Origin of the sequence: Alkalilimnicola sp. S0819 (genome assembly GCF_009295635.1) — a bacterium.
Taxonomy (GTDB): domain Bacteria; phylum Pseudomonadota; class Gammaproteobacteria; order Nitrococcales; family WHIW01; genus S0819.
In genome coordinates this window covers 170,402-191,466 of sequence record NZ_WHIW01000006.1, presented here as the reverse complement: position 1 = coordinate 191,466, position 21,065 = coordinate 170,402, and the positions used below count along the sequence as shown (strand labels likewise).

Genomic DNA, 21,065 nt, shown 5'->3' with positions numbered 1-21,065 from the left:
ACCTGGTTCCGTCGCGTGTCTTTATTGGTCGTTGGCCCCACGCTCAGCTGCTCAGCGTGCGCAGCAGATTGTGGTAGTCCTCGTCGATGCGGCCATCCCCCTCACGCAGCTCTTCCACCTTTCGACAGGCATGCAGCACCGTGGTGTGGTCCCGACCGCCGAAGGCATCGCCGATCTCGGGCAGGGAATGGTTGGTGAGTTCCTTGGCGAGCGCCATGGCCACCTGCCGCGGCCGCGTGATCGAACGGCTGCGCCTTTTGGAGTGCAGGTCCGCCACCCGTATCTGATAATACTCCGCCACCGTCTTCTGAATGTTCTCCACCGTCACCAGCTTGTCCTGCAAGGCAAGCAGATCTCGCAAGGCTTCCTTGGTGAAATCCAGATTGATCTCGCGGCCCGTGAAGTGGGCATTGGCCACCACGCGGCGCAGCGCCCCTTCCAGCTCCCGGATATTGGAGCGAATCCGCTTGGCAATGAAGAAAGCCACTTCGTGGGGCAGGTCCACCCCTTCCTGGGTCGCCTTGCTCATCAAGATCGCCACACGGGTTTCCAGCTCCGGCGGCTCGATGGCCACGGTCAGCCCCCAGCCAAAGCGGGATTTAAGCCGCTCCTCCAGGCCGTTAACCTCCTTGGGATAACGGTCCGCCGTCATGATCACCTGCTGCTGCCCCTCGAGCAAGGCGTTGAAGGTGTGGAAGAACTCCTCCTGGGAGCGCTCCTTGCCCGCGAAGAACTGGATGTCATCGATCAGCAGCGCATCCACCGAGCGGTAGTACCGCTTGAAGTCATTGATGGCGTTGTGCTGCAACGCCTTGACCATATCCGCCACGAACCGCTCGGAGTGCAGGTACAAGACCTTGGCGCCAGGCTTCGCCCGCAGCAGCTGATTACCCACGGCATGCATCAAGTGGGTCTTGCCCAGGCCCACGCCACCATATAGAAAGAGTGGGTTATAAGAGCCGCCGGGATTCTGCACCACCTGCACGCTGGCGGCGCGGGCCAACTGGTTGGACTTCCCTTCCACGAAGGTGTCGAAGGTGAAGTTGGCGTTCAGGTTACTGTTGGACGGTCGCACCGCCGGTGCCGCCGCCGGGCGGCTGGGGGCCGGCGCGGCGGGCGGTGCCACCACGGCCGCTGCACTGCTGCCGATCTCCAGCACCAGCCGCGGCGGCCCCTCCGGGCGCAGGGCCTGGAGCAGAGCGTTGATTCGCTCGGCGAAATGGTCCCGCACCCAATCCAGCACGAAGCGATTGGGCGCCAGCAACCGCAGCGCCTCACCATCTTCCTGCGCCTGCAGCGGCCGGATCCAGGTGCTCAGCTCCTGCTCGGGCACCTCGCGCTCCAGGCTGCGCAGACAGTTTTTCCAAAGACTTTCGCTCACGGCCGTGAACACTCGATACGAAGGGCGGAACAGGGTACCGAGTCTATACGTCCGCACCGCACTTATCCACAGCCTCGTCCGGGACGCTCACGCCGCCATGCATTGACAGCACGGGCCTTTTCAGCGTACATTCGCCGGCTCGATTTTTCCCCTATCCTCGCTGCCAGAGACGGTTACCGTTATGAAGAGGACTTTCCAGCCCAGCCGCATCAAGCGTGCCCGTACCCATGGTTTCCGTGCGCGCATGGCCACCACGAACGGTCGCAAGGTACTGAAGAGCCGGCGCGCCAAGGGCCGTGCTCGCCTGTGCCCCTGAGTTGACCGAAGACGCCGTCCAGGCCGAGCGGGGTTTTCCCCGCCGCCGGCGTCTGACGGAAGCAACCTGCTTCAAGCGGGTCTTCGCCGGCGCCATCAAGATCGGCGGCCAGTACTTCACTGTACTGTGCCTGCCAAACGGCGATACGGAAGCACGACTGGGCATGGCGGTTTCCAAACGCTGCGCCCCGCGTGCCGTGGATCGCAACCGGCTCAAGCGCCAGGTGCGTGAATCCTTTCGCCTCGAACATGCCCGTCTGCCGGGTGTGGACATCGTGGTGCTGGCCAAGCCCGCTGCCCGTCAGGCGGACAATGCTCAATTGCGCAAGGCCCTGGGCCGGCAATGGCAGCGTCTCAGCGAACGATGCGCAAGCTCCTCATAGGCTTGATTCGCCTGTACCAATGGGTCCTCAGCCCCGTGCTGGGCCCCCGTTGTCGTTTCTATCCCAGTTGCTCCGAGTACACCGTGGAGGCCCTGCGCCGACACGGTGCGCTGCGTGGCGGCTGGCTTGGCGTGCGCCGCATCGGCCGCTGCCACCCCTGGCATCCGGGCGGCCTCGACCCGGTACCCCAACCCCGATCCCGCGGATGAACACCCATGGATAACGCTCGTCTCTTTCTCTACTCCGCCCTGGCCATACTGGGCCTGCTGCTGTGGACAGCCTGGCAGCAGGATTTCGGCTCCGAACCCGTGCCGATGCAGGCCGAACAGCAAGCCGAGAGCCCGGTGGCGGCGCCGCCCAGCAGCGCCGACGAACCCGCCGTCGCCATCGGGCCCACCGGCAGCTCGCCATCGGCGGCCGACACCGCCGCGGGCCGCGGGGAAACGGTGGAGGTGCGCACCGATCTGCTGCACCTGGAGATCAGCACCCGCGGGGGCGAGATCGTCGCCGCCTGGCTGCCCGAGCACCGGGTGGAGGCCGACGAACCGGCGCCCTTCCAGCTACTCGCCCAGGGCGGTGAGCGGGTATACACGGCCCAGTCCGGCCTGCAGACCGCCGAGGGTGAGGCACCGGGCCTGGATGCACTCTACGATGTGCCCGCCCGCCGTTATACCCTCGGCGAAACCCAGGACGAGCTGGTCGTGCCCCTGACCTGGACCAGTCCCGAGGGCGTGACGGTCACCAAGCGTTACACCCTGCGTCGCGACAGCTACGTGGTGTCGGTGGATTACCAGATCGACAACGCCACCGACCGCGCCTGGCGCGCCTATCCCCTCGTACAACTGAGCCGGCTGCCGGTGGAGACCTCCACGGGCAGTTTCCTGCTCGGCGCACAAAGCTTCACCGGCGCCGTGCTCTCCACCCCTAAAGAGAAATATCGCAAGATCGACTTCGAGGAGATGCGTGAGGACAGCTTGTCCGTGGAGACCCAGGCGGGTTGGGCCGGCATGATGGAGCATTACTTCCTCAGCGCCTGGATTCCGGAACCGAACCTCAAGCATCGCTACTACACCCAGGTACGTCGCAACCAGCGCCATGTGATCGGCGCCACCTCGCCATGGATCAATGTGGCGGCGGGCCAGCGCGCCGAAAGCCCCACCCAGCGACTTTACCTGGGCCCGAAGGATCAGGACCGGCTCGCCGCGGCGGCCGATAACCTGGAACTGACCGTGGACTACGGCCTGCTCACCGTCATCTCCAAGCCGCTGTTCTGGCTATTGAAGATGATCCACAGTCTGGTAGGCAACTGGGGCTGGGCCATCGTACTGCTGACCCTGCTGATCAAGATCGTCTTCTACAAGCTCTCCGAGACCAGCTATCGCTCCATGGCGCGCATGCGCAAGATGCAGCCCAAGATGGCCGCCCTGAAGGAGCGCCACGGCGATGACCGTCAGGCCCTGAACCAGGCCATGATGGAGCTGTACAAGAAAGAGAAGATCAACCCGCTGGGCGGCTGCCTGCCGATCCTGATCCAGATTCCCGTGTTCATCGCCCTGTACTGGGTGCTGATGGAGAGCGTGGAGCTGCGCCATGCGCCCTTCATGCTCTGGATCCAGGACCTCTCGGCCCAGGACCCGTACTACGTGCTGCCGATCCTCATGGGTATCTCCATGCTGGTGCAGCAACGCCTGAACCCGGCCCCCCTGGACCCCATCCAGCAGAAGGTGATGATGTTCCTGCCCATCATCTTCACCGTGTTCTTCCTGTTCTTCCCCGCCGGTCTGGTGCTGTACTGGGTGACCAACAACACCCTGTCCATCGCCCAGCAGGCCATCATCACCCGACGGGTGGAGCGGGGCGAGGATACGCCGAACAAGGGCAAGGCCGGCAAGGGCAAGAAGTAGGGCAATCATGGGCGACACCATTTGCGCTGTCGCCACGCCACCCGGCCACGGCGGCGTGGGCATCGTGCGGGTCTCCGGCCCGCGCGCGCCGGCGCTGGCCGAGGCCCTCACCGGCCGCGTACCCCAGGCCCGGCACGCTCAGTACGCCCGCTTTCGCGCCGCCGACGGCACCCTCCTGGACGAGGGTATCGCCCTGTACTTCCCCGCCCCCCATTCCTTCACCGGCGAACACGTGCTGGAGCTGCAGGGCCATGGCGGCCCCGTGGTCATGGACCGGCTGATCGCCGAGTTGGTGCGGCTGGGCGCGCGGCCCGCGCGCCCAGGCGAGTTCTCCGAGCGCGCCTTTCTCAACGGCAAGCTGGACCTGGCGCAGGCCGAAGCCGTCGCCGATCTGATCGCCGCCACCACCGAGGCCGGCGCCCGCGCGGCGCTGCGTTCATTGAGCGGGGAGTTCTCGGGCCGCATCCACGAGCTGGTGCGGGGCCTGACTGACCTGCGGGTGTACGTGGAGGCCGCCATCGACTTCCCGGACGAGGAGGGGGTGGAGTTCCTGCAGGCCGAAGCGGTCAACCGGCGGCTGGACGCCCTGGAAGCACAGATGCATGCGCTGCTCCGTGGTGCCCGCCACGGCCAATTACTGCGCGACGGCATGAACGTGGTCATCGCCGGTCGCCCCAACGCCGGCAAATCCTCCTTGCTGAATCGGCTCGCGGGCTACGAGGCGGCGATCGTCACCGAGATCGCCGGCACCACCCGCGATGTGCTGCGCGAGCGCATACAGATCCACGGCATGCCGCTGCATGTCATCGACACCGCGGGCCTGCGCGACAGCCCCGACCCCATCGAACAAGAGGGCATACGCCGCGCCCACCAGGCCATGACCCAGGCGGACCGGGTGTTGCTGGTGATCGACGACGCCCAGGGTCTAGGCCGCCCCGAGCGGGAACTCGCGGCGAGCCTGCCGCCCCACACGGGCCTCACCGTGATCCGCAACAAGGTGGATATAAGCCATCGCCCACCGGGGGAATGCCAGGGCGAGCTCGGCACGGAAATCGCCCTGAGCGCCCAAACCGGCGAGGGCCTGGACGCCCTGCGCGAGCACCTGGCCGCAAGCATGGGCTACCAGGGCGGGGAGGGGGAGTTCATCGCCCGACGCCGCCACCTCAGCGCCCTGGAGCGCGCTGCCGAGGCGCTGGCCGCCGCCGGGGCGCAACGCGAGCTCGGCAGCGGCGAACTCATGGCCGAAGACCTGCGGGCCGCCCAACAGGCACTCGCCGAGATCACCGGTGAGTTCAGCAGCGACGACCTGCTCGGCGAGATCTTCTCCAGCTTCTGCATCGGCAAATAAATCCCCCCGGCGCACCTTCCTCGCCTCCCTTCGCTGCGAGCACCGGCTTGCGAACACGCCCCCAAGCCCAAGCACCACTCCCCAGCCAAACCTCGCAATCCTTGCGATGGACGTGAGGAATCCGCGCCCGACAGGGACAGAAACCCCCTCGATGAGCGCTGTGTAAGCCGTTGAGAAGCTGTTGGTTCAAGGCCGTGCAAGCTGTGGATAACCTGTGCAGCAAAATGCCGACGCGACTTATCCACATTTCATCCAGCGTTGTCCACAGCTTCCCACACCGGCTTGCGCACAAGTTACCATCCGCGCAAGCAATTGTTTTTTCTAAGCATAAATCGCTTCCTAACAGAAAACGCCCGCCTCTATAACAACAACAACAATCTCCAAGAAGAAAGACATAAAACAGTTATTGTTATACACAGGCTGTGCGGCACGGCCGGCTTGTACCACCTCCAACCCTCGCCTATATTGTCCGGTCCCTTTTACCCAGCCCCACTCGAGGTGGCTCTGCCGTGGATCACCCGCAGCGCTTTCAGGTCATAGTCGTCGGTGGCGGCCATGCCGGCACCGAAGCCGCGCTGGCAGCCGCCCGCAGTGGTGCGAACACCCTGTTGCTGACCCACAACGTGGAGACCATCGGCCAGATGAGCTGCAACCCCGCCATCGGCGGTATCGGCAAGGGGCATCTGGTCAAGGAAATCGACGCGCTGGGCGGGCTGATGGCCCGGGCCGCGGACCAGGGGGGTATCCAGTTCCGTATCCTCAATTCCCGCAAGGGCCCCGCCGTGCGGGCCACCCGCGCGCAGGCCGATCGCCAGCTGTACCGCCAGGCGGTACGAGACGCGGTGGAAAACCAGCCCAATCTCAGCGTTTTCCAGCAAGCCGTGGATGATCTGATCATCGACGGAGACCGCGTGCGGGGCGTCGTCACGCAGATGGGCCTGCGTTTTCACGCCGACACCGTGGTACTTACGGTGGGTACCTTCCTTGGCGGCAAGATTCACATCGGCCTGGAAAACCACCAGGGCGGGCGTGCCGGCGATCCGCCCGCCAACACGCTTTCTCGACGCCTGCGTGAAAGACCGTTTCGGGTTGCGCGGCTGAAGACCGGAACCCCACCCCGTATCGACGGGCGTACTGTGGATTTCCGCCAGATGAGCGAGCAACCGGGCGACACCCCGACCCCGGTATTCTCCTTCCTCGGCCAGGTGGACCAGCACCCCACCCAGGTCTCCTGCTGGGTCACTCACACCAATGAACGCACCCATGAGCTGATCCGCGCCGGCCTGGACCGCTCGCCCATGTACAGCGGCGTAATCGAAAGTACCGGCCCACGCTACTGCCCCTCCGTGGAAGACAAGGTGGTTCGCTTCGCCGACAAGACAGCGCATCAGATTTTTGTCGAACCCGAAGGTCTTGGCACCCACGAGCTATACCCGAACGGCATCTCCACCAGCCTGCCCTTCGACGTGCAGCTGGATCTGGTGCATTCCATCAAGGGCTTCGAACAGGCCCACATCACCCGCCCGGGTTACGCCATCGAGTACGATTTCTTCGATCCGCGTGATCTGCGCGCGAGCCTGGAAACCCGGCCGGTGGAGAACCTCTACTTCGCCGGTCAGATCAACGGCACCACCGGCTACGAGGAAGCCGCCGCCCAGGGGCTGGTGGCAGGCGTCAACGCCGCACGCCGCGCTCGGGGCCAGGAACCCTGGGAGCCGAAGCGGGATCAGGCCTATATCGGTGTGCTCATCGATGACCTGATCACCCGCGGCACCCGCGAGCCCTATCGCATGTTCACCAGCCGGGCCGAGTACCGCCTGCACCTGCGCGAGGACAATGCGGATCTGCGCCTGACCGAACAGGGTCGCGCGCTGGGTCTGGTGGACGATGCCCGTTGGCGCGCCTTCGAGACCAAACGCGAACGCCTGGAGCGGGAACAGCAACGTCTGCGCGATGTCCTGGTACGCCCCGAACAGGTGCCGGAAGACCTCGCCCGGGACGTGCTCGGTGGCCCCTTGCGCCGCGAGCAGCGCCTGGAAGAGCTGCTGCGCCGCCCGGAAACCCGCTACGATGGCCTGATGCTCATACCCGGCGCCGGTCCCGGGGTGGACGACCCGGTAGTCGCCGAGCAGCTGGAGATTCAGGCCAAGTACGCCGGTTACCTGGCCCGCCAGCGGGACGAGGTGGCGCGCAGCAGTCGTTACGAGGAACTCGCCCTGCCGGAAGACCTGGACTACGGCACGGTCAGCGGGCTTTCATCGGAGGTGCGGGAAAAGCTGCGCCGCCACCGCCCCGAGACCATCGGTCAAGCCGGCCGTGTGCCGGGCGTGACACCCGCCGCCGTCTCCCTGCTGCTGGTGCATCTGAAAAAGCAGGGCAACCTGCGCCACAGCGCATGATCGACGAGTTGCGCCCGCCGCTTCGCCGGGGCCTGGAAACCCTGGGGCTGGACGCCGCGCTGACCGAACCGCTGCTGGCGTACCTGGTGCTGCTGCACAAATGGAATCGCGCCTACAACCTTTCCGCGGTGCGCGAGCCCGCGCAGATGGTCCCGCGCCATCTGCTCGATAGTCTCGCCACGCTGCCCCACGTGCGCGGTCCCCGGGTGCTGGATTTGGGAACAGGTCCCGGTCTGCCGGGCATCCCCTTGGCACTGGCCCGCCCGGACTGGCAACTGGTTTTGCTCGACAGCAACGGCAAGAAAATCCGTTTCGTGCGTCAGGCCGTGCTGGAGCTGGGCATTGGCAACGTGGAAGCGGTGCAGGCACGGGTTCAGGACTACCGGCCGCGCGAGCGCTTTGATAGCGTTATTTGCCGCGCCTTCACGGAGCTGGCGGATTTCGCCGCCCTGGCCGAACCCTTGCGTGCCCCGCACGGCCGACTACTGGCCATGAAGGGCCCCTTGGCCGAAACCGAGCAGCAGGCGCTGGAACCCGAACGCTATCAGGTGCACGATCACCGCCTGGTGGTGCCGGGCCTGCAGGCCGAGCGCCGCCTGCTGGTGCTGCGCCCCACCGAGGAATAGCAGTGGGCTCGGCCGCGCCCGGGTTAGCATTGCGCCGCTGAGCAACCACCGCATCCGCTTCGAGGACAGGGACTTATGGGCAAGATCATCGCTGTCGCCAACCAGAAAGGCGGTGTCGGCAAGACCACCACCTGCGTCAACCTGGCCGCCTCGCTGGCGGCGGCTCGCAAGAAGGTGCTGTTGATCGACCTGGACCCGCAGGGCAACGCCACTGTCGGCTCGGGCCTGCGCAAGGATGGCCATCGCTACAGCGGATGCGAAGTGCTGCTCGATGAGGTAAGCATTCGCGAAGCCATCCTGTCGGTGGAGCCCGCCGGCTACGACCTGGTGCCGGGCAACGGCGATCTGACCGCCGCTGAACTCAAACTCATGGAGGCCAGTGGTCGCGAACAGCGCCTGCGCCTGCAGCTCGCCCGGGTGCGCGACGAATACGATTACATCCTCATCGACTGTCCGCCCTCGCTGAACATCCTCACCCTCAATGCCCTGGTCGCCGCCCACGGCGTGCTGATCCCCATCCAGTGCGAGTACTACGCACTGGAAGGCCTCACCGCCTTGCTCAACACCATTCGCCGGGTCCAGAGCCGGGTGAACAAGGAGCTTCAGATCGAAGGCCTGCTGCGCACCATGTTCGATCCGCGCAATAATCTTGCCAACCAAGTGGGCGCGCAGCTGATTCAACACTTCAAGGATCAGGTCTACCGCACTATGATTCCCCGCAACGTGCGCCTGGCCGAAGCGCCCAGCCACGGGTTGCCGGCATTGCAGTACGACCGCAGCTCGCGGGGTGCGATCGCCTACCGCGCGCTGGCCAGCGAAATGATTCGCCGCCATCAGCGCAGCGCCGCCTGAGCGACAAGGACCGCAGGAGAACAAGCACATGGCCGCCAAGCGACGGGGACTGGACCGGGGACTCGATGAGCTGCTCGGAGACGCGGGCTACGATGGCCTGGATGACCGGGGCGAACTGAAGTCCCTCCCCGTGGAGTTTCTGGTACGCGGGCGCTACCAGCCGCGCACCGAATTCGACCCCGCCGCACTGCAGGAGCTGGCCGACTCCATCAAGGCCCAGGGGGTGGTGCAGCCCATCGTCGTCCGGCCCCTGAGCGAAGATCGCTATGAGATCGTCGCCGGCGAGCGCCGCTGGCGTGCCGCCCAACTGGCGGGGCTTGCGGAGATTCCGGCGCTGGTCCGCGATATCCCCGACGAGGCTGCCGTCGCGGTGGCGCTGATCGAGAACATCCAGCGCGAAGACCTCAACCCCCTGGAAGAAGCCGCCGCCCTGCATCGTTTGACCGATGAATTCGGCATGACCCACCAGCGGGTCGCCGATGCCGTGGGCCGTTCCCGGGCCAGCGTGAGCAACCTGCTGCGCCTGCTGGAACTGGCCCCGGAGGTCAAGCGGCTGGTGGCCGAGCGGCGCCTGGAAATGGGCCATGCCCGGGCACTGGCGGCTCTGCCCCAGCCCGAGCAGGCCCGTGCGGCGCTGCAGGTGGCCGAGCGAGGCCTGACCGTGCGTGCCACCGAAGCGCTGGTGCGCAAGCTCCTGGAGGGCGAAACCGCTCCGCGCCCCAAGGCCGTGGACCCGGACCTGCGCCGCTTGCAGGACGAACTGGGCGAGCGCCTGGGCGCCGCGGTCAAGATTCAGCACAACGCCAAGGGGCGCGGCAAGCTGGTGATCGAGTACACCAGCCTGGACGAGCTGGACGGCATTCTCGAGCACATCCAGTAGCTGCCCGCGACGCAGGGAACGATTCCCCGGGGCGGTGGCCAGAGGGCCTTCCACCGCGGCGGCGCCCTCGCAAAGGGCGGCGGTTGTTCGCCACGGCTCCGTTTGTCCGACCAGGGCCGGGCTGCCGCAGCGCCTCGGGGATGGATCCCTGTCGACTTAAGTGCATGAAGCCATTGAACCTGCGGGTTCAGTTAATTATACTTCGCCCGCCTCTGAGAGGTCCGGCGGCCGACGAACACGGGGGAAGCGTGCTCAGGCAAGTGGTTCGGCGGGTGTTACGCCTGCAGATCGCGATCGGACTGATCGGGGCGGTACTCTGGCTCGTCGCCGGGGGGCCGCGCGCCGGATTGGCTGCGCTGGCCGGTGGCGGGATCAGTGTGATGTTGAGCTTCTACTTCGCCATCAAGGTGTTCGCCCGCAATGCGGAGGCGGACCCGGAGGCCGCCCTGGGCGCCCTGTACCGAGCCGAAGCGATGAAGTTCCTGCTTACGGCGGTGCTCGTCTCTCTAGCCGTCATCGCCTTCAGGGACCAGGTGGTTCCCGTGATTACAAGCTTTGCCGCGACCTTGCTGCTGGGTTATTGGCTGGCCTGGCGCGGCAGTTTTGACTGAACGATCTACAAGACGGGATTCATGGTATGGCCGCAGATTCGCCCACCGATTATGTTCAGCATCATCTCCAGCACCTGACGCTGTCCATTGGCGATGGCGGTTTCTGGACACTGAACATCGATACCCTGATTTTCTCCTGGGTCACCGGTCTGCTGTTCCTGGGGCTGTTCTATTCCGTTGCGCGCAAGATGCACTCCGGCGTGCCGGGGCGATTGCAGGGCTTCATAGAAGTGTTGGTGAGTTTCGCCGACAACACCGTGAAAGACGCCTTCCACGGTTCGCGTGACTTCCTCGGCCCGCTGGCACTGACGATCTTCATGTGGGTGCTGTTTTGGAACCTGCTGGACCTGCTCCCGGTGGACTGGGTGCCGGAGCTGGCCATGGCCATGGGTATTCCGTATCTGCGGATCCTGCCCTCCGCTGACATGAACGCGACCTTTGGTCTTTCCATCACCGTGCTGTTGCTGATGATCACCTACTCGGTGAAGGGCAAGGGTTTTGCCGGTTTCGGCAAGGAACTGCTCACCCATCCCTTCGGCAAGTGGCTGGCTCCGTTCAACCTTATTCTCAATCTGGTCGAGACGCTGGCGAAGCCGGTCTCTCTTGGCATGCGACTGTTCGGCAACCTCTACGCCGCCGAGCTGATCTTCATCCTGATCGCCCTGTTGCCCTGGTGGGTGCAGTGGCTGCCGGGTGGCGCATGGGCCATTTTCCATATCCTCGTCATTCCGTTGCAGGCCTTCATCTTCATGGTGCTGAGCTGCGTGTACATCGGTTTGTCCTACGAGGAGCACTGATCGGCTCGTCCGAGGTTTCGTTTCCCTTTTTCCATCTGTAACCATCACTCAACCTGGAGAGTAAAAATGCAGGAACTGATCGCACAGGTTCAGAGCATGACCGCCCTGGCCATCGGCCTGATCTTCGCCTTCGCCGCCCTCGGCACCGGCCTCGGTTTTGGCATGCTGGGTGGCAAATTCCTGGAAAGCGCCGCGCGCCAGCCTGAGACTGCCAACATGCTGCAGGGCCGGATGTTCATCATCGCCGGTCTGCTGGACGCCGTCGCCATCATCGGTGTTGCCTTCGCTGCCCTGCTGATGTTCGCCAACCCGCTGCTGGCCGCCATCACCGGCTAAAGCAGGTCCAGGGAAAGCGCACACCGCAGAACAGCAACGGGGGTTACTACCGTGGGTATCAATGCAACCCTGATCGGACAGGGGATCACGTTCTTCGTGTTCATCCTGTTCACGATGAAGTTCGTCTGGCCGCCCATCCGGAAGGCCATGGACGAACGTGAAAAGCGCATCGCCGACGGGTTGGCTTCTGCGGAGCGCGGTCAGCACGAACTCGAGCTGGCGCAGCAGAAAGCGGTCGAACATATCCGTGAGGCCAAGCAACAGGCCGCGGAGATCGTGGAGCAGGCCAACCGGCGCGGTGCGGGACTCGTGGACGAGGCCCGTACCGAAGCCCGGCAGGCCGCTGATCGCGAGCACAAGACCGCCCAGGCGCGCCTGGAGCAGGAGCTGGCTCAGGCCAAGGCGGAGCTGCGCAAGCAGGTCGCCGCCCTGGCCGTGCTGGGCGCCTCGCAGATTCTCCAGCGCGAAGTGGATGCCGGCGCGCACAGCGCCATGCTCAAAGAACTGGCCGACCAACTCTGAGGCAAGCCAATCATGGCGGAGACCAACACCGTCGCCCGGCCTTACGCCCAGGGCGTCTTCAAACTCGCGCGTGAGCAGAATGCGCTGCAAGCATGGACCGACATGCTGCAGTTCGCCGCCACCGTGGTCGCTCATCCGGATCTGCGTTCCGCGCTGGGCACCCCGCGGCTGACCGGTGAGCAGAAACTCGAACTGCTGTTCGATATCTGCGGCGACAAGCTCAACGAGCACGGGCAGAACCTGATCCGTCTGCTGATCGAAAACGATCGGCTGACCCTGCTGCCCGCCATCGCCGAGCAGTTTTACGCCCTGCGTGCCGAGGCCGAGCGCACCGTGGATGCCACCCTGGTTACCGCGCAAGTGGTGGACGAGGACCTGCGCAAGCAGTTGGCCGAGGCCCTGGAACGCCGCCTGGAGCGCCGCGTCAACCTCCGTACCGAGGTAGACGAGACGCTGGTGGGTGGGGCAGTGATTCGCGCAGGCGACCTAGTCATCGACGGTTCGGTGCAAGGCAAGCTGAAACGGCTGGCCGGCGCCTTGAGCCGCTAAGGGGATAACGAGATGCAACTCAATCCGACCGAAATCAGTGATCTGATCAAACAGCGCCTCGAGAAGTTCGAGGTGGTGGCGGAAGCGCGCACGGAAGGTACCGTGGTCAGCGTGACCGACGGCATCGTGCGCATTCACGGCCTGGCCGACGTCATGCAGGGTGAGATGCTCGAATTCCCGGGCGACACCTTCGGCATGGCCTTGAACCTGGAGCGCGACTCCGTGGGTGCGGTGGTGTTGGGCGACTACCAGCACATTTCCGAGGGCGATTCGGTAAAGACCACCGGACGCATCCTGGAAGTGCCGGTGGGCGAGCCGCTGCTGGGCCGCGTGGTGGATGCGCTGGGCAACCCCATCGACGGCAAGGGCGCGATCAACACCGACAAGACCTCCCCGGTGGAGAAAGTGGCGCCGGGCGTCATCTCCCGTCAGTCCGTGGACCAGCCGGTGCAGACCGGGCTGAAGTCCGTGGACGCCATGATTCCGATCGGTCGTGGTCAGCGTGAGCTGATCATCGGCGACCGCCAGACCGGCAAGACCGCCGTGGCGGTGGATGCGATCATCAACCAGAAGGGCACCGGCATTAAGTGCATCTACGTGGCGGTGGGCCAGAAGGCCTCTTCCATCGCCAGCGTGGTGCGCAAGCTCGAGGAGCACGGCGCGATGGAACACACCATCGTGGTCGCCGCGTCCGCTTCCGAGTCCGCCGCCGAGCAGTTCATCGCCCCGTACGCCGGTTGCGCCATGGGCGAGTACTTCCGTGACCGCGGCGAAGACGCCCTGATCATCTACGACGACCTGACCAAGCAGGCCTGGGCCTATCGCCAGGTGTCCCTGCTGCTGCGCCGCCCGCCGGGCCGTGAAGCGTATCCGGGTGACGTCTTCTACCTGCATTCCCGTCTGCTGGAGCGCGCCGCGCGCATCAACGCCGAGGAAGTGGAAAAGCTCACCAACGGTGAAGTGAAGGGCAAGACCGGTTCCTTGACCGCGCTGCCCATCATCGAGACCCAGGCCGGAGACGTGTCCGCCTTCGTGCCGACCAACGTGATCTCCATCACCGACGGTCAGATCTTCCTGGAGACGGACCTGTTCAACGCGGGTATCCGTCCGGCCATCAACGCCGGTATCTCGGTCTCCCGTGTGGGTGGCGCCGCCCAGACCAAGATCATCAAGAAGCTCGGCGGCGGTATCCGTCTGGCACTTGCCCAGTACCGGGAGCTCGCGGCCTTCGCCCAGTTCGCGTCCGACCTGGACGAGGCTACCCGCAAGCAGCTGGAGCGCGGCCAGCGGGCCACCGAGCTGATGAAACAGGGCCAGTACTCGCCGCTGAACATCGCCGAGATGAGTGCCTCCCTGTTCGCCATCAACGAGGGCTACCTCGATGATGTGGAGATCGAGAAGGTTGGCGATTTCGAGCACGGCCTGCATGCCTACCTGCGCAACAACGCGCCGGAGCTGGTGAAGCAGATCAACGAGACCGGTGACTATAACGCCGACATCGAGGCCGGTCTGCGCAAGGCCGTCGAGGACTTCAAGTCCGCCGGAACCTGGTAAGCGATAGCGGGGTGTGACCCATGGCCGGTGCTAAAGAGATCCGGACCCAGATCAAAAGCGTTCAGAACACGCAGAAGATCACCACCGCGATGCAGATGGTCGCGGCCTCGAAGATGCGGACTGCCCAGCAGCGCATGAGCGCGGCGCGTCCGTACGCCGAGAAGATCCGGCAGGTGATCGGCCATCTGGCCCAAGCCAATCCCGAGTACCGTCACCCGTTCCTGGTGGAACGGGAGGCGAAGCGGATTGGCTACATCGTCGTCTCCTCCGACCGGGGCCTGGCCGGCGGCCTGAACAGCAACCTGTTCCGCAAGGTCTTGCCCGAGCTGAAGGCGGCACAGAACGCGGGCCAGGATGTGGATCTGTGCCTGATCGGCAACAAGGCGGTGCAGTTCTTCGGTCGACTCGACGCCAATGTCGTGGCGCAGACCACGCAGCTGGGGGATCGCCCCCGTCTGCAGGATCTGATCGGTGCCATCAAGGTGATGCTGGATGCCTACCGGGCCGGCACCCTGGACAAGGTGGTGCTCTGCTACAACGAGTTCGTGAACACCATGACCCAGGCGCCGACCACCGAGCAGTTGCTGCCGGTGCCGCCGTCCGAGGACATGGCGCGCAGTCATTCCTGGGATTACCTCTACGAGCCCAGCGCTCCAGAGGCCCTGGACCAGTTGCTGGTGCGCTACGTGGAATCGGTGGTGTATCAGTCCGTGGTAGAGAACATCGCCAGCGAACAGGCCGCGCGGATGGTGGCTATGAAGGCCGCCTCCGACAACGCCGGACAGCTGATCGACGACCTGCAGCTGGCCTACAACAAGGCCCGCCAGGCGGCGATTACGCAGGAGCTGTCGGAAATCGTCGCCGGTGCCGGAGCGGTCTGAGCCGGATAACGCATTCTTGAAGAGGAACTTGGTATGAGTTCAGGAAATATTGTCCAGATCATCGGCGCCGTGGTGGACGTGGAGTTCCCCCGTGAGTCCGTGCCGAAAGTGTACGACGCGCTGACCGTGGAAGAAGCCGGCCTGACGCTGGAAGTCCAGCAGCAGATCGGTGACGGCGTGGTCCGCACCATCGCCATGGGTACCACCGATGGCCTCAAGCGCGGCCTGGCCGTGGCCAACACCGGCGCCCCCATCTCCGTGCCCGTGGGCAAGAAGACCCTGGGCCGGATCATGGACGTGCTGGGTCGGCCCATCGACGAAGCCGGCGAGATTGGTAACGAAGACGTCTGGGCGATCCATCGCGACGCCCCCTCCTACGAGGAGCAGGCCGCCAGCCAGGAGCTGCTGGAGACCGGCATCAAGGTCATCGACCTGATCTGCCCCTTCGCCAAGGGCGGCAAGGTCGGCCTGTTCGGCGGCGCCGGTGTGGGCAAGACCGTCAACATGATGGAGCTGATCCGCAACATCGCCATCGAGCACAGCGGCTACTCCGTGTTCGCCGGCGTGGGTGAGCGTACCCGTGAGGGTAACGACTTCTACCACGAGATGAAGGACTCCAACGTCCTCGACAAGGTGGCACTGGTCTACGGCCAGATGAACGAGCCGCCGGGCAACCGCCTGCGCGTGGCGCTGACCGGCCTGACCATGGCCGAGTACTTCCGCGACGAAGGCCGCGACGTGCTGCTGTTCGTGGACAACATCTACCGCTACACCCTGGCCGGCACCGAGGTTTCCGCGCTGCTGGGCCGCATGCCCTCCGCGGTGGGTTACCAGCCGACCCTGGCCGAGGAAATGGGCGTGCTGCAGGAGCGCATCACCTCCACCAAGACCGGTTCGATCACCTCCATCCAGGCCGTATACGTGCCCGCGGATGACCTGACCGACCCGTCCCCGGCCACCACCTTCGCCCATCTGGACGCGACCGTGGTGCTCTCCCGCGACATCGCCTCGTTGGGTATCTACCCGGCGGTGGACCCGCTGGATTCCACCTCCCGACAGCTGGACCCGCTGGTCATCGGCGAGGAGCACTACAACACCGCCCGCGCCGTGCAGGGTACCCTGCAGCGCTACAAGGAGCTGAAGGACATCATTGCGATCCTGGGCATGGACGAGCTGTCCGAAGAGGACAAGCAGATCGTCTCCCGGGCGCGCAAGATCCAACGCTTCCTCTCCCAGCCCTTCTTCGTGGCGGAAGTGTTCACCGGCGCCCCCGGCAAGTACGTCTCGCTCAAGGACACCATCCGTGGTTTCCAGGGCATCGTCGATGGCGAGTACGATCACCTGCCGGAGCAGGCCTTCTACATGGTCGGCACCATCGAGGAAGCCGTCGAGAAGGCGAACACACTTTAAGACAGGGTGGGCAGGCTCATGGCCATGACCATGCATGTGAATATCGTAAGCGCGGAAGAAGAGGTGTATTCGGGTACCGCCGAGTTCATCCTGGCCCGTGCCGCCGAGGGCGAGGTGGGCATCTTGCCCCGCCATATGCCCATGCTCGCTCAGCTCAAGCCGGGTGAAGTCATGGTGCGCGCCCAGGGTGGCGAGGAGCAGTTCTTCTATGTCTCCGGCGGTCTGATGGAAGTGCAGCCCCACGTGGTAACGGTGCTCGCGGATGCCGCGACCCGCGCCAAGGATCTGGACGAAGCCGCGGCCCAGGAGGCGATCAAGCGCGCCGAAGAGGCCATGAAGAACCAGGACGCGAAGATTGAGTACGCCACCGCTCAGGCCCAGTTGGCCGAGGCGGCGGCCCAGCTTCGCACCCTGCAGCGGGTACGCAAGACCCTCGGTCGCTGAGCTTCCTCGGAAGCGGATGGCCATCGAAAACGCCACCCTCGGGTGGCGTTTTTTTGTGCTGATGGTGGTGTAGGACGTTAAGCGCGATTCAGACGATCCCGGCCTTGGTCAGTGATTCCTCGAGACGGGGGTCTTGGAGGATCAATGCCAGCCAGGGAGTGTAGTCCTGGGGCCGTTGTTCGATGGCCTGCCTCAGCGTGGGCAGTGACTCATAGCGCAAGTCCATGACCTCGGCCGGGTCGGGGCGCGTCGTTCCCTGGGCGCGGCCCAGGTAGACGTGGTCCAGTTCGTGCTCCACCAGGCCGCCGGCAAGCGCCGCGCGGTATTGGAAGGAGTAGGCGAAGTGTGCCTCGGCCCGCATCCCGAGCTCCTCGTCCAGCCGCCGGGCCACGGCGGCGTCCGTGGCCTCGCCCGGGCGCGGGTGGCTGCAGCAGGTGTTGCTCCAAAGCCCGGCGCAATGGTATTTGCTCAGCGCTCGGCGCTGCAGCAGCAAGCGCTGCTGATCGTCGAACAGCAGCAGGGAAAAGGCCCGGTGCAGGGCGCCCTCGCGGTGGGCCTGCAGCTTCCCGCGGGTGCCGAGTACCCGGTCCTGGGCGTCCACCAGCAGGACCCGTTCGGCGGCATCGTTCATCGGCGGGGCTCCTCGGCCAAGGCGGCGATTGGGTCTACCATCATCGCGCCTTGCCGGAAAAGCACAACACCCATCGCGCCGCCGGTCCTTATCCTTGTCCACCGCGGCGGACGCCCGCCGAATGTAGCCCGCGGGTGGCCCGCGTCGACGGGTTGCGCGAACAGGCGCCGGGACGTTCCGGCGAGCACTTCCACAGCTTGCGCACCGCGGCTTGTCTCGATGCGCGCTACGCCGCCTCGGTGGCCGAGCCGTCGGCCCCGCCGGCTAGCCTTGTGCCACATTGCGGACGCCAATTTTGCTACTCTGCGCTGGCCGAAGGCGCCCGTTGTCCGCCGCCCTGGGGTATTTGCCCCTGGCACGAACCAAGGCGCGCCTCGGAGCCCGCCCCAGCCCAGGTATGGAATACCCGCCGCGGCCCGCTGGTGCTGCACACCGGCTACGATCTGCACCAGATTCCGCGCTGGCCGCCCGCAGCCGGGGGAGCAGCGCAGCACCCCGCAAGGCCATGGCCTGTGGCGGGTTGAACGCTGGCAACTGCACTGGTACGTACATGCACTATGACCCCGCCCGCCCGCGTGCCGTGTTCCTCGGCCCCAGCCTGCCGCTGTCGGAGGCGAAAGCGCTGCTGCCCGGCGCCAATTACTACCCGCCGGTGCGCCTGGGCGATGTCTATCGGCTCATGGGCTCGGGGGTGCACACCCTCGTGCTCATCGACGGGCTCTTCGACGCCGTCACCCCCGTGTGGCAACGGGAGCTGCTCGAGGCGCTGGAGCGTGGTATTCGGGTGATCGGCGCGGCCAGCATGGGCGCGCTGCGCGCCGCGGAGCTGCACCCTTACGGCATGGAGGGCGTGGGCCAGGTGTTCCAGTGGTACCGTGACGGACACATTGAAGGCGATGACGAGGTGGCGCTGATGCATGCCGCCGAGCCGCCGTGGCGGGCTTTGTCGCTGCCTCTGGTGAATATCCGCCACGCCCTTGCCGGCGCCCAGGCCGAGGGCCTGCTGACCCCCGCGCAGACTGAATCGCTGTTAACGCTTGCCCGCAATACCTTCTACGGGTATCGCTCCACCGCCCGCTTGCTGCGCCATGCGCGGGCGCAGGCCTGGCCCCGGGTCGATGCGCTTGCCGAGTATCTGCGTGAGCGGGCGCCGGACCTGAAGGCCGAGGACGCCCGTCGCGCCCTGAAACGGGCCGGCGAGCCGGCGCGGCCGCCCGTGCGCTGGGCCGTCCCGGCGCGCTGTGCCGCAAGCGCCGAGCAGTTCCGCGCGGCGGCGCATCTGCGCCGCGGGCTATGGCGTGCGGACGGACATCTTTATCCGGGCACGGTGGCGCTGAAGCTGCTGGCGGCGGAGCCGGCGCGGCTGGCGGATCTGGTATCGGCCGTGAGCAAGGCGTTTTTACTGGAGCGCGCCCTGGAGGCCCGTGGCGTCGTCTGTCCGGCCGGGTTCGCCGAGGATTACCGGCGTGCCTGGGAGGCCCGCTTCGTGAGCGGCGAGCGCGCCGATTGGCTGCGCGCCAATGGCCTCACCGAGGCGGAATTTCACGACGGCGTGGGCGCTTATGCGCGCCTCGAATGGGCGCTGGCCGACCCGGCGCGCGCGGGGCTCGTGCCCCGGGACGATTATCCGCTGCTGCGTGGGTTGCTGGCCGAGGCCGGGGACTTTGCGCTGAGTCCCTCGGCAAGCGTGCCCGGGATAGTGCTGGCGCAAGCGGCCGACCCCGGCCTGCGACTGCGCTTGGCCGAATACCGGCTGCTGGCCGATTGGGCGCAGGGTGAGGGTATAGCCTGCCCCGACGCGGTGCTGGCCGAGGCCTGGGAGGCGCTGGGGCTCAGGCCGGATCAAGCGGCTGCGGCGGCTGGTCGCGGCGGGCAACAGCTGCGCCGTCTGGTGGCGGAGCGGGCACTGGCGGACTGGTTGGTGGCCCAGGGGCCGGTCTGGTTAGGCTGGGCGAGCTGGAGCGCGGATTCCGCACTGCTCGCCCGTATGCAATTGAGTGGCGAGGCCGGGCGCCGGCTCCCCGCCCATGCGGAGCTGAGCCCATGAACGAACAGCGTGTGATACCAGGCCAGGCGGCGGATTCCCGCCACGGCACCCAGCGCCTGGTGGCGCCGGCGCGGACCCTGGCGCGGATCAAGCCCATGCTCGCCAATATGGGCATTACCCGCTGCCTGGACATCACCGGGCTGGATTGCCTGGGGATTCCGGTGTTCTGCGCCACCCGGCCCCATTCGCCGGTGTTGCAGATCTCCGGCGGCAAGGGCATGGAGCCCGATCAAGCCCGGGTCGCCGCATTGATGGCGTCCATCGAGCTGTATCATGCGGAAACGCCCGAACCCCAGCGGCTGCGCCGGGCCAGTGCCGCGCGGCTCGCCGCCGAAGGCGCACGGCCCCTGCACCCGGAGGCCCTGAGCGAAGCGTTGGGTAATCATTACAGCGACCGGCGCCAGCTGTACTGGACCGAAGGCCGGGATCTGATCTCGGGAGGCGTGGTGCAGGTGCCCGCCAGCGCAGTGTACTTTTGCGAGCCCGCGCTGTGCGCCACGTCCACCAACGGGCTTGCCAGCGGCAATCACCCGGTGGAGGCCAGCCTGCACGCGCTCTATGAATTGATCGAGCGGGATGCGGTGTCGCGGCTGAGCGTGGACGGCAAGCCGCGCATCCGCGAGGCAGTCCGGGTGGTGGATATGCGCACGGTGGACGAACCGCTGCTGCTGGAACTCCACCAGCGAATACGCGCCGCAGACAGCGAGCTGGTGCTGATGGCCGTGCCCGGTCCCCTGCCGGTGCACACCTTCTGGGCAGTATTGCTCAACCGCGCGCCCTTCAGTGCCATGTCCACCCTGAACCCGGGCTACGGCTGCCATAGCGACCCGACGAGCGCCGCCGCCGTCGCCATCACCGAGGCCGCCCAGGCCCGGGCCATCTGCATCCACGGCTCCCGGGAAGACATCATGGACAAGCCAGTGTATCGGGCGCGCAACACTCGGGAAGAGGCGGCCTACCGCGACTTCGACGCCCTGCGCCCCAATGCCCGTTGGGCCGACGTGCGCGAGGCGGTATCCGCCCCTCGGGGGGATCTTTTCCAGGTTCACCAGGCACTGCTGGACGCCATGGCCCAGGCGGGGCTTGGACCGGTGTACAGTTTCGATCTGAGCAAGCCGCGCTTCGGCCTTCCGGTGATCAAGCTGATCGCGCCGGCCCTGCGCTTCAACCGCGCGGTCCTTTGAGGTCGCGCACG

At 65.8% G+C, this 21,065-nt stretch carries 22 protein-coding genes; 20 read left to right on the top strand and 2 right to left on the bottom strand.

The annotated features are described in order from the left end of the window. Positions 1 to 43: 43 nt before the first annotated feature. Complete coding sequence (gene dnaA / locus GBG68_RS07535) at positions 44 to 1,381, bottom strand: chromosomal replication initiator protein DnaA (RefSeq protein WP_152146328.1); 1,338 nt, start codon at positions 1,379 to 1,381, stop codon at positions 44 to 46. A gap of 181 nt (positions 1,382 to 1,562) precedes the next feature. Here dnaA and rpmH point away from each other — a divergent pair, with 181 nt between their 5' ends. The 18 genes from rpmH to GBG68_RS07445 all read left to right on the top strand — a co-directional run bounded on the left by rpmH (position 1,563) and on the right by GBG68_RS07445 (position 17,192). Next, positions 1,563 to 1,697 carry a 50S ribosomal protein L34 gene (rpmH, locus tag GBG68_RS07530; RefSeq protein ID WP_152146327.1) on the top strand — a complete coding sequence of 45 codons (135 nt, stop codon included), beginning with the start codon at positions 1,563 to 1,565 and terminating at the stop codon, positions 1,695 to 1,697. A gap of 1 nt (position 1,698) precedes the next feature. Continuing rightward, positions 1,699 to 2,079, top strand: coding sequence for a ribonuclease P protein component (gene rnpA / locus GBG68_RS07525; RefSeq protein ID WP_152146326.1), 381 nt, complete (start codon positions 1,699 to 1,701; stop codon positions 2,077 to 2,079). Next, entirely contained in the window at positions 2,061 to 2,288 is a 228-nt protein-coding gene (yidD, locus tag GBG68_RS07520) for a membrane protein insertion efficiency factor YidD (RefSeq protein ID WP_226801699.1), read from the top strand. Before rnpA ends, yidD begins: the two co-directional genes overlap by 19 nt. Positions 2,289 to 2,294: 6 nt before the next feature. After that, the gene (yidC, locus tag GBG68_RS07515) at positions 2,295 to 3,983 is read left to right on the top strand and encodes a membrane protein insertase YidC (RefSeq protein WP_152146324.1); all 1,689 of its coding nucleotides are present in this window, start codon (positions 2,295 to 2,297) and stop codon (positions 3,981 to 3,983) included. 7 nt (positions 3,984 to 3,990) lie between these two features. After that, positions 3,991 to 5,331, top strand: a complete 1,341-nt coding sequence (gene mnmE / locus GBG68_RS07510; RefSeq protein ID WP_152146323.1) for a tRNA uridine-5-carboxymethylaminomethyl(34) synthesis GTPase MnmE — start codon at positions 3,991 to 3,993, stop codon at positions 5,329 to 5,331. 509 nt (positions 5,332 to 5,840) lie between these two features. Beyond that, on the top strand, positions 5,841 to 7,730 hold the full coding sequence (gene mnmG, locus GBG68_RS07505) for a tRNA uridine-5-carboxymethylaminomethyl(34) synthesis enzyme MnmG (RefSeq protein ID WP_152146322.1): 1,890 nt from the start codon (positions 5,841 to 5,843) through the stop codon (positions 7,728 to 7,730). Beyond that, complete coding sequence (gene rsmG / locus GBG68_RS07500) at positions 7,727 to 8,356, top strand: 16S rRNA (guanine(527)-N(7))-methyltransferase RsmG (protein ID WP_152146321.1); 630 nt, start codon at positions 7,727 to 7,729, stop codon at positions 8,354 to 8,356. Before mnmG ends, rsmG begins: the two co-directional genes overlap by 4 nt. Positions 8,357 to 8,431: 75 nt before the next feature. Further along, positions 8,432 to 9,208, top strand: a complete 777-nt coding sequence (locus tag GBG68_RS07495) for a ParA family protein (protein ID WP_152146320.1) — start codon at positions 8,432 to 8,434, stop codon at positions 9,206 to 9,208. 28 nt (positions 9,209 to 9,236) lie between these two features. Then, complete coding sequence (locus GBG68_RS07490) at positions 9,237 to 10,088, top strand: ParB/RepB/Spo0J family partition protein (RefSeq protein ID WP_152146319.1); 852 nt, start codon at positions 9,237 to 9,239, stop codon at positions 10,086 to 10,088. A 272-nt stretch (positions 10,089 to 10,360) separates the two neighbouring features. Next, on the top strand, positions 10,361 to 10,699 hold the full coding sequence (locus GBG68_RS07485) for an ATP synthase subunit I (protein WP_193222257.1): 339 nt from the start codon (positions 10,361 to 10,363) through the stop codon (positions 10,697 to 10,699). A 26-nt stretch (positions 10,700 to 10,725) separates the two neighbouring features. Beyond that, entirely contained in the window at positions 10,726 to 11,496 is a 771-nt protein-coding gene (gene atpB, locus GBG68_RS07480; protein ID WP_152146317.1) for a F0F1 ATP synthase subunit A, read from the top strand. A gap of 66 nt (positions 11,497 to 11,562) precedes the next feature. Next, on the top strand, positions 11,563 to 11,832 hold the full coding sequence (atpE, locus tag GBG68_RS07475; protein WP_152146316.1) for a F0F1 ATP synthase subunit C: 270 nt from the start codon (positions 11,563 to 11,565) through the stop codon (positions 11,830 to 11,832). Positions 11,833 to 11,883: 51 nt separating this feature from the next. After that, the gene (locus GBG68_RS07470) at positions 11,884 to 12,354 is read left to right on the top strand and encodes a F0F1 ATP synthase subunit B (protein ID WP_152146315.1); all 471 of its coding nucleotides are present in this window, start codon (positions 11,884 to 11,886) and stop codon (positions 12,352 to 12,354) included. 12 nt (positions 12,355 to 12,366) lie between these two features. Next, positions 12,367 to 12,903, top strand: coding sequence for a F0F1 ATP synthase subunit delta (locus tag GBG68_RS07465; protein ID WP_152146314.1), 537 nt, complete (start codon positions 12,367 to 12,369; stop codon positions 12,901 to 12,903). Positions 12,904 to 12,915: 12 nt separating this feature from the next. Beyond that, positions 12,916 to 14,457, top strand: a complete 1,542-nt coding sequence (gene atpA / locus GBG68_RS07460; protein WP_152146313.1) for a F0F1 ATP synthase subunit alpha — start codon at positions 12,916 to 12,918, stop codon at positions 14,455 to 14,457. 20 nt (positions 14,458 to 14,477) lie between these two features. After that, a complete protein-coding gene (gene atpG / locus GBG68_RS07455; protein WP_152146312.1) occupies positions 14,478 to 15,338 on the top strand; it encodes a F0F1 ATP synthase subunit gamma in 861 nt (286 codons plus the stop codon). Positions 15,339 to 15,371: 33 nt separating this feature from the next. Further along, positions 15,372 to 16,748, top strand: coding sequence for a F0F1 ATP synthase subunit beta (atpD, locus tag GBG68_RS07450; RefSeq protein ID WP_152146311.1), 1,377 nt, complete (start codon positions 15,372 to 15,374; stop codon positions 16,746 to 16,748). Positions 16,749 to 16,766: 18 nt separating this feature from the next. Continuing rightward, positions 16,767 to 17,192 (top strand): F0F1 ATP synthase subunit epsilon, encoded by a 426-nt coding sequence (locus tag GBG68_RS07445; protein WP_152146310.1) that lies wholly within the window; start codon positions 16,767 to 16,769, stop codon positions 17,190 to 17,192. An 88-nt stretch (positions 17,193 to 17,280) separates the two neighbouring features. Here GBG68_RS07445 and idi read toward each other — a convergent pair whose 3' ends face one another. Then, entirely contained in the window at positions 17,281 to 17,823 is a 543-nt protein-coding gene (gene idi, locus GBG68_RS07440; RefSeq protein WP_152146309.1) for an isopentenyl-diphosphate Delta-isomerase, read from the bottom strand. A 550-nt stretch (positions 17,824 to 18,373) separates the two neighbouring features. Between idi and GBG68_RS07435 the strand changes: the two genes are divergently transcribed. Then, on the top strand, positions 18,374 to 19,870 hold the full coding sequence (locus GBG68_RS07435; RefSeq protein WP_193222256.1) for a TfuA-like protein: 1,497 nt from the start codon (positions 18,374 to 18,376) through the stop codon (positions 19,868 to 19,870). Then, a complete protein-coding gene (locus GBG68_RS07430; protein ID WP_152146307.1) occupies positions 19,867 to 21,054 on the top strand; it encodes a YcaO-like family protein in 1,188 nt (395 codons plus the stop codon). The genes GBG68_RS07435 and GBG68_RS07430 overlap by 4 nt, the downstream gene beginning before the upstream one ends. Positions 21,055 to 21,065: the final 11 nt, after the last annotated feature.